Annotated in this window: 14 protein-coding genes; 7 read left to right on the forward strand and 7 right to left on the reverse strand. The window is 62.1% G+C overall.

Annotation, left to right across the window (positions count from 1 at the left end):
* Positions 1 to 24 precede the first annotated feature (24 nt).
* The 7 genes from AB6Q56_RS07810 to AB6Q56_RS07840 all read right to left on the reverse strand — a co-directional run bounded on the left by AB6Q56_RS07810 (position 25) and on the right by AB6Q56_RS07840 (position 5587).
* Positions 25 to 525, reverse strand: a complete 501-nt coding sequence (locus AB6Q56_RS07810) for an FKBP-type peptidyl-prolyl cis-trans isomerase (protein ID WP_434516506.1) — start codon at positions 523 to 525, stop codon at positions 25 to 27.
* A 116-nt stretch (positions 526 to 641) separates the two neighbouring features.
* Positions 642 to 1112, reverse strand: coding sequence for a peroxiredoxin (locus tag AB6Q56_RS07815; protein WP_434516507.1), 471 nt, complete (start codon positions 1110 to 1112; stop codon positions 642 to 644).
* Positions 1113 to 1194: 82 nt separating this feature from the next.
* Positions 1195 to 1479, reverse strand: a complete 285-nt coding sequence (ftsB, locus tag AB6Q56_RS07820) for a cell division protein FtsB (protein WP_011288098.1) — start codon at positions 1477 to 1479, stop codon at positions 1195 to 1197.
* A 6-nt stretch (positions 1480 to 1485) separates the two neighbouring features.
* The gene (gene eno, locus AB6Q56_RS07825) at positions 1486 to 2769 is read right to left on the reverse strand and encodes a phosphopyruvate hydratase (RefSeq protein WP_434516508.1); all 1284 of its coding nucleotides are present in this window, start codon (positions 2767 to 2769) and stop codon (positions 1486 to 1488) included.
* A gap of 36 nt (positions 2770 to 2805) precedes the next feature.
* Positions 2806 to 3114, reverse strand: coding sequence for a DUF1330 domain-containing protein (locus AB6Q56_RS07830; protein WP_434516509.1), 309 nt, complete (start codon positions 3112 to 3114; stop codon positions 2806 to 2808).
* The gene (kdsA, locus tag AB6Q56_RS07835) at positions 3114 to 3950 is read right to left on the reverse strand and encodes a 3-deoxy-8-phosphooctulonate synthase (protein WP_434516510.1); all 837 of its coding nucleotides are present in this window, start codon (positions 3948 to 3950) and stop codon (positions 3114 to 3116) included. Before kdsA ends, AB6Q56_RS07830 begins: the two co-directional genes overlap by 1 nt.
* Positions 3950 to 5587 (reverse strand): CTP synthase, encoded by a 1638-nt coding sequence (locus AB6Q56_RS07840; protein WP_434516511.1) that lies wholly within the window; start codon positions 5585 to 5587, stop codon positions 3950 to 3952. Before AB6Q56_RS07840 ends, kdsA begins: the two co-directional genes overlap by 1 nt.
* Positions 5588 to 5745: 158 nt before the next feature.
* On the opposite strand from AB6Q56_RS07840, the gene AB6Q56_RS07845 reads away from it, so the two are divergent.
* From AB6Q56_RS07845 to AB6Q56_RS07875, 7 genes are read left to right on the forward strand one after another with little or no spacing between them, the layout of a single operon-like run.
* Positions 5746 to 6696 (forward strand): dialkylrecorsinol condensing enzyme, encoded by a 951-nt coding sequence (locus AB6Q56_RS07845; RefSeq protein ID WP_434516512.1) that lies wholly within the window; start codon positions 5746 to 5748, stop codon positions 6694 to 6696.
* Positions 6680 to 7831, forward strand: coding sequence for a beta-ketoacyl-ACP synthase III (locus AB6Q56_RS07850; protein WP_434516513.1), 1152 nt, complete (start codon positions 6680 to 6682; stop codon positions 7829 to 7831). The genes AB6Q56_RS07845 and AB6Q56_RS07850 overlap by 17 nt, the downstream gene beginning before the upstream one ends.
* On the forward strand, positions 7821 to 8216 hold the full coding sequence (locus AB6Q56_RS07855) for a hypothetical protein (RefSeq protein ID WP_434516514.1): 396 nt from the start codon (positions 7821 to 7823) through the stop codon (positions 8214 to 8216). Before AB6Q56_RS07850 ends, AB6Q56_RS07855 begins: the two co-directional genes overlap by 11 nt.
* Positions 8216 to 9205: a BtrH N-terminal domain-containing protein gene (locus tag AB6Q56_RS07860; RefSeq protein ID WP_434516515.1), complete on the forward strand. Its 990-nt coding sequence runs from the start codon at positions 8216 to 8218 to the stop codon at positions 9203 to 9205. The genes AB6Q56_RS07855 and AB6Q56_RS07860 overlap by 1 nt, the downstream gene beginning before the upstream one ends.
* A complete protein-coding gene (locus AB6Q56_RS07865; RefSeq protein WP_434516516.1) occupies positions 9205 to 10116 on the forward strand; it encodes an ABC transporter ATP-binding protein in 912 nt (303 codons plus the stop codon). Before AB6Q56_RS07860 ends, AB6Q56_RS07865 begins: the two co-directional genes overlap by 1 nt.
* A 3-nt stretch (positions 10117 to 10119) precedes the next feature.
* A complete protein-coding gene (locus AB6Q56_RS07870; RefSeq protein ID WP_434516517.1) occupies positions 10120 to 11337 on the forward strand; it encodes an ABC transporter permease in 1218 nt (405 codons plus the stop codon).
* Positions 11334 to 11603, forward strand: a complete 270-nt coding sequence (locus AB6Q56_RS07875) for a phosphopantetheine-binding protein (protein WP_434516518.1) — start codon at positions 11334 to 11336, stop codon at positions 11601 to 11603. Before AB6Q56_RS07870 ends, AB6Q56_RS07875 begins: the two co-directional genes overlap by 4 nt.
* The last annotated feature ends 5 nt before the right edge of the window (positions 11604 to 11608 follow it).

Here is an 11608-nt window from a genome sequence, read left to right on the forward strand (position 1 = left end):
CTTGGTCTCAAGCAAGAAAATTGCTCAGTGGCAGGTTTCGCCGTCCTCGTCCGGATGGTGCACATGGCCGTGTTCGACCTCCTCCTCGCTAGCCGGACGAATCGCCGTCACGGTACAGGTGAACACCAGTGCCATGCCGGCCAGCGGGTGGTTGCCGTCGAGAACGACCTTGTCGTCGGCAATATCGGTTACCCGATAAATCACGAAATCGTCCTCACCACCGTCTTCCGGACCGCCTTCAAACTGCATGCCGACCTGAAGTTCCTTCGGGAAATCCTTGCGCGGCTCGATCTGGACCATTTCGGCATCGTATTCGCCGAAGGCCTCATCCGGCTGCAACTTGACCTGAACCGATTCACCGATCTTCTTGCCCTGCAGCGCCTCCTCGATTTTCGGGAAAATATCGTCGTAGCCGCCATGCAGGTAGACCAGCGGCTCGCGGCCTTCGTCGACAACCTCCCCATCCGGATCCTTGACGTGGTAGTCGAGCGTGATGACGGTATTCTTGGCAACCTGCATGTTCATTCTATGGATTTCCTAGTATTGATGGGCATTCTCGGCTATTCGCCAACCTTGCGACGCGTTTGTGGCAAAGCTTGAATCTGCGCGAACGCGTCATTTTAGCATTGCACCCCGAAAGCTCAGGTATTGAGTTCCTTGACCAAACGCAGGACATCAAGCGCGTGCCCCTTGTAATTCACGTTGTACAAAGCGTGCCGGATGGTCCCTGTACGGTCGATAACGAAGGTGGAGCGGCAAACACCGAATCTTTTGTGCCCATCCACTTCCTTGGCCTGCCAGACGCCATACTGCTTGCAGACAATTCCTTCCGTATCGGACAGCAATTCGATCCCGATGCCTTCCTTGTCACGGAATTCGGCGTGTTTTAGGCAATCATCCCGGCTGATGCCCAACAGGACACAGTTATGGCGTAGAAACTCTTCTTCATGGTCGGAGAAATCAGTCACTTCCTTGGTACAACAAGGCGTTCCATCCTTCGGATAGAAGAAAATGACTATGTGCTTGCCTTGGTACCTTGCCAGATCGATCGTCTCCATATCGGCATCCGGCAGTGAAAACACAGGGGCCTTTTCGCCAACCTTGAGCAGCATCTTGTTCTCCTCGGGGACTGCTGAGAACGATTCTAGCGGAGGCAAATACCGGTGACTACTACGTTTGGCAGAGTTTGAAGATTTATTTTCCGGGAACTTTTTCCGGAATCTGGACGAAAGTTTCGTCCTGCTTGACCATGCCCAGTTCGAAACGGGCACGCTCCTCGATGGCATCGTAGCCTTGCTTCAGGTCACGAACTTCGGCATCGAGACCCGCATTCCGGATTTCCAGTTTGCGGGTGACTTCCTTTTGCTGCTGCAACTGACGGTCGTATTCCCACACCTTCAGCCAGCCCCCCTTACCCACCCACAGGGGGTACTGGAGCAGGCCGATGGCTGCGAGAAGGCCGACCGTCAGCCAACGCATGCGCGATTAACGCAGGTTGTAGAAGGTTTCGCGGCCCGGGTAGGAAGCGGTATCGCCCAGGTCTTCCTCGATGCGGATCAGTTGGTTGTACTTGGCGATACGGTCGGAACGCGACAGCGAACCAGTCTTGATCTGGCCGGCGTTGAGGCCGACGGCGATGTCGGCGATGGTGCTGTCCTCGGTTTCGCCGGAGCGATGCGAGATCACGGCGGTGTAGCCGGCGCGCTTGGCCATTTCGACGGCGGCGAAGGTTTCAGACAGGGTACCGATCTGGTTGATCTTGATCAGGATCGAGTTACCGATACCCTTCTTGATGCCTTCCTTGAAGATCTTGGTGTTGGTGACGAAAACGTCGTCGCCGACGATCTGCACCTTGTTGCCCAGGCGATCGGTCAGCAGCTTCCAGCCGTCCCAGTCGGCTTCGGACATGCCATCTTCGATCGAGACGATCGGGAACTGGTCGGCCAGGTTGGCCAAGTAATCGACGAACTGGGCAGAGGTCAGCTCCAGGCCTTCGCCAGCCAGCTTGTACTTGCCATCCTTGTAGAACTCGGAAGCAGCGCAGTCGAGCGCCAGCAGCACGTCCTGGCCCGGCACGTAACCGGCCATTTCAATGGCTTCCATGATGATCTGCAGGGCTTCGGCATGGCTGCCCAGGTTCGGGGCGAAGCCACCTTCGTCGCCGACGGCAGTCGAATGGCCCTTCTTGTTCAGCAACTTCTTCAGGGCGTGGAAGATTTCGGCGCCGCAGCGGATGGCTTCGCGAATGTTGGCGGCACCGACCGGCATGACCATGAATTCCTGAATATCCAGGCTGTTGTTGGCGTGCTCGCCACCGTTGATGATGTTCATCATCGGCACCGGCATCTGCATCGGGCTCATGCCGCCGAAATAGCGGTAGAGCGGCAGACCGGACTCTTCGGCAGCGGCCTTGGCGACGGCCATGGAGACTGCCAGGATGGCATTGGCGCCGAGGCGCGACTTGTTGTCGGTACCGTCGAGATCGATCATGGTCTGATCGATGAAGGCCTGTTCCTGAGCATCAAGACCGATGATGGCTTCGGAGATTTCGGTGTTGATGTTCTCGACAGCCTGCATCACGCCCTTGCCAAGGTAACGGCTGGCATCGCCATCACGCAGTTCGATGGCTTCGCGGGTGCCGGTGGACGCACCGGACGGAACTGCCGCACGACCCATGACGCCGGATTCGAGCAAAACGTCGGCTTCGACAGTGGGATTGCCACGGGAATCCAGAATCTCGCGGGCAACAACATCAACGATAGAACTCATATTTCTTCCTTATTTTCAAAAGGTTGAAAGAACAAATTAAACTTGATTATCAACACCGGAAATGACCAGCATGTTCATTTCGGCAATCTGTTCGCGGACCTTGCGGGCCGCCTGATACTCGGCCGAATCGTAGAAGCGCTTGGCCTGCGTCACCGACTCGAACTCAACAACAATCATCCGCTCGGGCGGCGACCACTTGCCTTCGAGAACTTCCGAAGCGCCGCCCCGGATCAGGAAACGACCGCCATATTGCTCGACGGCGGCGGTAGACAGCTGGCGATATCGGGCGATGGCATCGGCATCGTGCACCTTCACCTCGGCAACGATATAGCCCTTGGCCGACATTACTTCAGTTCCTCGAATCCGGCGGATTTCACCGCCTTGTCGAGCGCCACCAGGGTAGCGAGCAGGCTTTCCATGCGATCCAGCGGCCAACTGTTCGGACCGTCGGACCATGCCTTTTCGGGGCACGGATGGGTTTCCATGAATAAGCCGGAAATGCCGACTGCCACCGCAGCCCGTGCCAACACCGGAACGAACTCGCGCTGCCCCCCCGAGGAAGTACCCTGCCCGCCCGGCAACTGCACCGAATGGGTGGCATCGAACACCACCGGACAGCCAGTTTCGCGCATGATGGCCAGGCTGCGCATGTCGGAAACGAGGTTGTTGTAGCCGAAGGAAGCGCCGCGCTCGCAAACCAGGATGTTGTCAGCGCCGTTGTTCACTTCGCGAGCCTTGGCAACGACGTTCTTCATGTCGCCCGGCGCCAGGAACTGGCCTTTCTTGATATTCACCGGTTTGCCGCAGGAAGCCACAGCGTGGATGAAATCGGTCTGCCGGCACAGGAAAGCCGGGGTCTGCAGCACGTCGACAACGGCCGCCACGGGAGCGATCTGGTCAATATCGTGCACATCGGTCAGTACCGGCACGCCGATCTGGCGCTGCACTTCGGAGAAGATGCGCAGGCCTTCGTCGAGGCCCAGGCCGCGTACCGAAGTACCGGAACTGCGATTGGCCTTGTCATACGATGCCTTGAAGATGTAGTTGATGCCCAGTCGAGCACAAACCTCCTTCATATACCCCGCCACATCCAGGCACAGCTGCTCCGACTCGGCGGTACAAGGTCCGGCGATCAGGAAAAAAGGCTGGTCAAGACCAGCCTCGAAACCGCAAAGTTTCATTATTTCTTGCCCTGTTTATTGGCCAGTGCCGCCTTCACGTAGGACGTAAACAGCGGATGACCCTGACGCGGGTTGGAGGTGAATTCCGGATGGAACTGGCAAGCCACGAACCACGGATGGACGTCAGCCGGCAGCTCGACCATTTCGCACAGATCGGTACCCGGCGCGCGACCGGCAACGATCAGCCCCTTCTCTTCAAGTTGGGCGAGCAGCGTGTTGTTGACTTCATAGCGATGACGGTGACGCTCGGTGATCTCGGCGGCGCCGTAAATCTGGCGTGCCAGAGAATCCTCCTTCAGCTTGCAGACCTGAGCGCCGAGGCGCATCGTGCCGCCGATATCGGAATCCTCGCTGCGCTTTTCGACCTTGCCGGAAGCATCCAGCCATTCGGTGATCAGGCCGATCACCGGGTACGGCGTGTCCTGGACGAATTCAGTGGAGTGCGCACCCGCCATACCGGCCACGTCGCGAGCGAATTCGACGACAGCCAGCTGCATGCCGAGACAGATACCGAGGTAAGGCACCTTGTTCTCGCGAGCATAGCGAATGGCGGCAATCTTGCCCTCCGTGCCGCGACGGCCGAAACCGCCAGGAACGAGGATGGCGTCCAGATCTTCGAGCACGCCGGTGCCGTTCTTTTCGATATCCTCCGAATCGAGATAGACGATATCGACCTGGCTGCGCGTATGGATGCCAGCGTGCTTGATCGCTTCGATCAGCGACTTGTACGACTCGGTCAGATCGACATACTTGCCGACGAAGGCGATCTTCACCTGGTGCAGCGGGTGCTCCAGGGCGACGATCAGGTTTTCCCAGACCGTCAAATCGGCCGCCTTGGCCAGGATGTTCAGCTTGTGGCAGACGATCTCGTCGAGCATCTGCTCGTGCAGCATGCCCGGAATCTTGTAGATCGAATCGGCATCGAGACACTCGATGACCGCTTCCGGCATCACGTTGCAGAACAGCGCGATCTTGCGGCGTTCCTCGACCGGAATGGAACGGTCGGCGCGGCAGAGGAGGATGTCCGGCTGGATACCGATTTCGCGCAGTTCCTTGACGGAGTGCTGGGTCGGCTTGGTCTTCAGTTCGCCGGCAGTCGGAATGTAGGGCAACAGCGTCAGGTGCATGTAGCAGACGTTGTTGCGACCTTCCTCGATACCCATCTGGCGGATGGCTTCGAGGAAGGGCAGGGATTCGATGTCGCCGACCGTGCCGCCGACTTCGACGATGGCCACGTCGGCGCCTTCGGCACCGGCCTTGACCTTGCCCTTGATTTCGTCGGTGATGTGCGGGATGACCTGCACGGTCTTGCCGAGGTACTCGCCGCGACGCTCCTTCTTGAGCACGGTGTCGTAGACCTGGCCGGTCGTGAAATTGTTGCGCTTGGTCATCTTGGCGCTGGTGAAGCGCTCGTAGTGGCCAAGGTCAAGGTCGGTCTCGGCGCCGTCCTCGGTGACGAAAACCTCTCCGTGCTGGAAAGGACTCATCGTGCCGGGGTCGACGTTGATGTAGGGGTCGAGCTTGAGGTGGGTAACTTTGATGCCGCGGGATTCCAGAATGGCCCCGAGCGATGCGGCGGCGATGCCTTTGCCCAGAGAGGACACGACACCACCCGTAACGAAAACAAATTTGGTCATGGAAAGACAGGCTGCGGGAAAGCAGAATGATAGCCGATAAGCTCGAAAATCCCCAAGCACGTCGACTTGGCATGGCATTCAGATCGAATAGGCGGATAGCGACAAGGCCACTTTTCTCTTTGTTAGAATCGCCCCAGAATCCACCGCCAGAAGCCAACTTGAAGCACGTTCTCGTCGTCAATTATTCGCAAACCGGGCAGCTTTCCGACATCGCCGCGCAAGTGGTCGGTCCGCTGCGCGAGGCCGGTCATCGGGTACACCAGGAAACTCTGGTTCCGGCCACGCCCTACCCCTTCCCGTGGCCCGTCGTCGATTTTGTCGACGCCATGCCCGAGTGTGTGCAATGCGATGCGCCACCACTGCAACCACTGACCGTCGCCGCCGACGCCGAATTCGACCTGATCATCCTGTGCTACCAAGTCTGGTACCTATCGCCCGCCCTGCCGATGACCGCCTTCCTGCACAGCGATGCCGGCAAAAGCCTGATCCGCACCAAGCCGGTCGTCACGTTGGTTGCCTGCCGCAATATGTGGCTGTCGGCCCAGGAAACCATGCGGCAGCTGATCGCCGAGGCCGGCGGCAAACTGTGCGACCACATTGCGTTTACCGACCGTGGCCACCCACTCGCCACCTTCATCACGACGCCGCGCTGGGTGCTGACCGGCAAGCGCGACAGCTTTCTCGGCATGCCACCAGCCGGCGTCGCCCCGGACGAAATCCGGGGAGCCCACCGATTCGGCCGCGCCCTGGCCGACGCGTTGGACAGCAATGCCGAACGATCCGGGCAACCGATGCTGCGCGGCTTGCGCGCCGTGACCGTCAATCCCCGGCTGGCGATCAGCGAACGCGCCGGGCGGCGTGCCTTCGGCGTATGGTCGCGGCTGATCCGCGCTTTCGGTCAACGCGGCAGCTGGCAGCGGCGCCCGGCCTTGCTGGTGTTTTCCCTTTATTTGATCGTGATGGTTTTGACGGTCGTTCCGACCAGCCTATTGTTACAATGGCTGCTTTCCCCGCTGCTGAAATCGCGCCTGGAGGGGCTGCGCGCTCAGCTGGAACAACCAAGCGGGTCCGAGGAATTCAATCTAAAAAAATATGACCAGTCGCGGTAGTGCCTACATCACCGGCACATCTTCCTTTCTGCCCAATGCACCGGTAGCCAACGACGAGATCGAACAGGTGCTCGGCATGATCGGCGGCAAGCCGTCGCGTGCCCGGCGCATCGTACTGCGCAACAATGGCATTCGCAGTCGGCACTACGCCATCGACCCAGCCACCGGAACCCTCACCCATTCGAACGCCGCACTCGCAGCCGAGGCCATCCGCCGCCTCGATGCCGGCGCGCCGGACGTGCTGGCCTGCGGCACCTCCTGCCCCGACCAGCTGATGCCCAGCCATGCCGTGATGGTGCACGGCGAGCTGGGCACGCCACCCTGCGAGGTGGTGTCGACGGCCGGCATCTGCGCGGCCGGCATCAGCGCGCTGAAATACGCTGCCATGGCTGTAATGACCGGGCTGGCCGGCAAGGCCGTGGCGAGCGGTTCGGAACGCGCCTCGGGCGGCCTGCTCGCCCGCCATTACGAGCCGGAATCGGCGCACCGCGTCGCTGAACTGGAAGACAACCCGGAAATCGCCTTCGAGAAGGATTTCCTGCGTTGGATGCTGTCCGACGGCGCCGGCGCCTTTCTGGTCGAGTCCGAACCGCGACGCGCGGGCCTGTCGCTGCGCATCGACTGGATCGACATCCAGTCGAATGCCGACAGCATGCCGGTATGCATGTACGCCGGCGGCGACAAGACGCCCGACGGCCACTTCCGTGGCTGGCAGGAATACACCGCCAACGAATGGACCGAGCAGTCCATCTTCATGGTCAAGCAGGATGTCCGCCTGCTCAACGAGGCTGTCGTCGAGCAGACCTTCGGCAAACCGCTGGTCAAGGCGCGGGCCGCACACGGCCTGGCCGCCGAGGCCATCGATTGGTTCCTGCCGCACATGTCTTCCGAATACTTCCGGCAGCCGCTGGCTACCTACATGGCCCACGCCAATTTCGCCATCGCCCCGGAAAAATGGTTCACCAACCTGCAAACCAAGGGCAATACCGGCTCGGCGTCGATCTTCATCATCCTCGACGAACTCTTCCGCAGCGGCCGCCTGCAAACCGGTGACCGCCTGCTCTGCTTCGTACCCGAAAGCGGCCGCTTCACCGGTTCGCTGATGCACCTGACGGCCGTCGACCATGCTGGATAGCGAAGTCCCGCAGGAGGGCAACAGCACGCTGGGCGGCCATCGCAAGGCGATGTATGCGCGCGGTGCCGACGGCAAGCTGCACATCGTCCAGTCGGCCGGCTGGGAGGTCGAGGAAATCGTCACCAAACAGGCCGTCGACGACCTGCTGCGCCTGGCCGAAGACGCCCGCCAGCGCGCGCTCAACGGCCAGACCTCGCCGCTCGAATACCACATGTACCGGGTGCGCATGGACGTACCGCTGTTGGCGCAGGCCAGCGGCATCTGGCAATGGCGCATCCGCCGCCATTTCCGCCCGGCCATTTTCGCCAAGCTATCGCCTTCCTTGTTGGCGACCTACGCCGACGCCATGGGCCTCAGCGTCGAGCAACTGAAAAAAGCCGACTGATGGAATTCCAGCACAGTCAGGCCTCGCACTGCGAAAGCGGCGTCATGTCGGCGATGCTGCGCCACCACGGCCTGCCGCTGTCCGAGCCGATGACCTTCGGTCTGTCTTCGGCCCTGTCCTTCGCCTATCTGCCGATCATCAAGATCAACGGCCTGCCGCTGGTCGCCTACCGGATGCCACCCAAGGCCATCATCAAGGGCCTGCAGAAGCCGCTCGGCCTGAAGATGCGCTTCGAGACCTTCGGCAATCCAGCCGCCGGCGTCGCCCGCCTGAACGACCTGCTCGATCAAGGCAAGCTGGTCGGCCTGCAGACCTCCGTTTTCTGGCTGCCCTACCTGCCGGAAGACCTGCGCTTTCATTTCAACGCCCATAACGTGCTGGCCTTCGGCCGCGAAACGTCGGGCGACTACCAGCTGTCCGACCCGGTCGCCGAAACGGTCGTCACCTGCCCGCCGGCCGACCTGCAGCGCGCCCGCTTCGCCAAAGGGGCGCTGGCCCCCAAGGGACTGCTCTACTACCCGGTCGGCACGCCGCAAATGCCGGACTGGCAGAAAGTGCTGCCGGCCGCCATCAAGAAGACGACGCGCATCATGCTCGACGCCCCGCTGCCCATCATCGGTGTGCGCGGCATCCGCTGGCTGGCCAAGGCCATAGCCAAGCTGGATGCCGGCAGCGGCGCAGCGCACAGCAAGCTGTTCATCGGCCAGGTCGTGCGCATGCAGGAGGAAATCGGCACCGGCGGGGGCGGCTTCCGCTTCATTTATGCCAGCTTCCTGCAGGAAGCGGCTGACCTGCTCAATCGCCCGGCGTTGGGCGAACTGGCCGAGCAGCTGATCGACATCGGCGACGAATGGCGGGAATTCGCGCTGGCCACGGCGCGCATGATTCGTGACCGCGACCCGCTGCAGCCGCCGAAATTGGCCGACAAGCTGCGCGCCATCGCCGACCGCGAGCAGACCTTCTTTCGCGACTTGCGCCGCGCCGCGTGATGCTGCGCATCGAAGGCGTTTCCTTTGCCTACCGGGATGCCGACACGCCGGCGCTCGACGGCGTCACGCTGGACATCCCGGCCGGCGGCGTCTACGGCCTGCTCGGCCCCAATGGCGCCGGCAAGACGACGCTGATCTCCATCCTCGCCGGCCTGCAGACGGCAACCGGCGGCAGTATCGCGTTCAATGGACGCCCGCTGGCCGAAGCCCGCGCCGCCGAGCCTCGCGCCATCGCCCTGGTACCGCAGGACTACGCCTTCTACCCGATGCTGACCGTTGCCGAGAACCTCGATTTCTTCGGCGGTGCGCTCGGCCTGGAGAACGCCGAACGGCGGGTACAGATCGCCTCGGCCGTCGCTTTCACCCGCCTCGAACAGGTCGTCGGCAAACCGGCCGAACAACTGTCCGGCGGCCTGCGCCGGCGCCTGAACCTGGCCATCGGCCTGCTCGGCCGCCCCCAGCTTCTGCTTCTCGACGAACCCACCGTCGGCGTCGACCCGCAATCGCGCCGCTTCTTGCTCGACGCCATCGCCGGCCTGCCGGCCAGCGGCACCACCGTCATCTACACCAGCCACTACATGGAAGAGGTCGAGGCCATCTGCCAGCGGGTAGCCATCGTCGACCACGGCAAGGTGCTCAGCGAAGGCGCGCTGGATGCGCTGCTGCGTTGCGACGAGTCGGTGGTCGAACTGGAACTGGGAAGCGAACTGCCGGCCGAGCTGGCTGCCCGCCATTCCGCCATCGCTGAAGGCGGCATGAAATACCGCCTCCAGCTCACCTCTCCCGCCACCCTGCCCCGCCTGCTCGACGACTTGACCGCTGCCGGCTGCGCCGTGCAGCAACTGAAGGTCGGCCGCGAAAACCTCGAACACCTCTTCATGCGCCTGACCAAGCGCTCGCTACGGGACTGAGCGATGATGCCCCGACTGAATGCGCTGTGGCGCAAGGAAACGCTGGCCCTGCTCCGCGACCGGCATGGCTTGGCCGCCTTGTTCCTGATGCCGGTGATTTTCATCCTGGTCATGACCATGGCCTTGCACGACGCCTTCATGCCCGGCGCGGCGATCGACGTCGGCTACGCCATCGTCGACCTCGACAACAGCCCGCATTCGCAATCATTGATCCTACGCCTGAACAAGGCCGGCAGCTTCCGCCACGTGGCCAGTGTCGATAGCCCTGACACCGCCCGGCAGGCCATCCGCGACGGCCGCTACGCGCTGGTCCTGGTGCTGCCCAAGGGCTTCGGCGAACGCCTGCTCGCTCCCGGCGGCGCCGACGGCCAGCCGACCGAGCCGCTCGGCCTGTTCGTCGATCCGACCCTGAACCCCGCGCTGCAACTGGCTTTCCGCACCCAGACCAGCGCCGCGCTGGGCACCCTGCGCGCCGACGAACTGACGCGCAAGGCTGGCAAGCTGTTCGGCCTGCCGGTCGCCGCCAATGCGCCGGACCGCGAATGGCCGGACGAGATCGTCACCGTTGCCGTGCAGAACGAACGCAGCATCCGCCCGCCGTCGTCGGTGCAGCAGAACGTGCCGGCCTGGCTGGTCTTCGCCATGTTCTTCGTCGTCATCCCGATATCCGCCATCCTGATCGTCGAGCGTCAGCAGGGCACGCTGAGCCGTCTGGCTGCCATGGGCCTGCCCTTCCGCCTGGTACTGCTCGGCAAGCTGCTGCCCTTCTTCATCGTCAATCAGATCCAGGCGGTGCTGATGGTCGGCGTCGGCATGTTCGTCGTGCCGCTTTTCGGCGGCGAAGCGCTGGTCATGCCGCAAGGGATAGGCCTGCTGCACTGGTGGCTGGTGTCGATGGCGGTCAGCCTGGCGGCCGTCGCCTGCGCCCTGCTCGTCGCCAGCCTGGCCCGAACGACGCAGCAGGCGACGATCATCGGTGGCGTCGGCAATATCCTGATGGGCGCCATCGGCGGCATCATGGTGCCCAAGTTCATGATGCCGGCGACCATGCAGGCGCTGGCCGAGTTCTCGCCGATGGCCTGGGGGCTGCAGGGCTTCCACACGGTCATGTTGCGCCACGGCGGTTTTGCCGCCATCCTGCCTGCCCTTCTCCAACTGCTCGCCTTCGCGCTGGCCGCCCTGGCCGCCGCGGTCTGGCTCAACCACCGTCAATCCGCATGAGCGCCGAACTCCGTCTCGCCCTGAAAACCCTGATCGTCGAAGCCTGCGACAAGGATTGCGACCCGGCCAGCATCACCGACGACGAAGTGTTGTTTGGGCCGGAAGCCCCACTCCAGCTCGATTCGCTCGACGCCCTGCAGGTGTCGATGGCGATCAAGAAGCAATACGGCCTGCGCCTGCCGGACAGCAAGGAAACCCGGCGTATCCTGAGCAACGTCGCCAACCTGGCCGAACACCTGGAAGGCTGGCTGGCCAGCCGGGGCTGACCTTG

Source organism: Dechloromonas sp. ARDL1 (genome assembly GCF_051122455.1).
Taxonomy (GTDB): Bacteria; Pseudomonadota; Gammaproteobacteria; order Burkholderiales; family Rhodocyclaceae; genus Azonexus.